The following is a 692-nucleotide window of genomic DNA, read 5'->3' as shown; positions in this document are numbered from 1 at the left end:
TACCCACAGACGTTGGGTTGCGCACCGCTGCTGCTATGTCAAGCGGCATCGGACAGGCCATCATTGGACTGACGCGTGTCCTTGAAGAGGAAAAACCGGATTTGCTGCTGGTCATTGGTGATCGCGGTGAAATGCTGGCCGGTGCCATTGCGGCTCTGCACTTGGGAGTGCCAATTGTTCACCTGCACGGTGGCGAGCGGTCTGGTACTGTTGACGAACCTGTGAGGCATGCGCTGACAAAACTTTCCCACTGGCATTTTGTGGCGACAGAAGAGTCACGGGAGCGTGTCATTCGCATGGGTGAAAAGCCCGAACATGTTTGGGTCACGGGTGCTCCCAGCCTGGACGATCTCCAACTTCTGTACGACTTCTCCCGCGCCACAGTTGCTGTTGAGCTGGGTTTGTCGGCCGAAGCGCATTATGCGCTGGTGCTGTTTCATCCGGTAGTGCAGGAGTCACAGGGTACATATGAACAGACGACTGCATTGCTATCTGCCATTCGCCAGACATTGCCTGAAAAAGGCATCGAGGTAATCTGGCTTGATCCCAATGCCGATGCCGGCTCTGCAGAAATTTTGCGTGCCGTTGAGGCCTTGGACATACGGCGTTTTGCACACTTGCCACGTTCACTGTACCTTGCGGCCTTGAGAAATGCAGACGTTCTTATTGGAAATTCGTCATCGGGCGTTATC

The 692-nt window shown here is 54.6% G+C and carries 1 protein-coding gene; it reads left to right on the top strand.

All coding sequences use genetic code 11. The features are described 5' to 3' along the window. Window positions 1-35 precede the first annotated feature (35 nt). On the top strand, window positions 36-692 hold a 657-nt coding region (neuC, locus tag AC1DWI_RS25455; protein ID WP_477726224.1), incomplete at its 3' end, for a UDP-N-acetylglucosamine 2-epimerase.

The sequence above is a fragment of the Polaromonas sp. P3_C2 genome (assembly GCF_056402675.1).
Note: the sequence above shows the minus strand (reverse complement) of the source record. Positions and strands in the feature narration are given on the sequence as shown.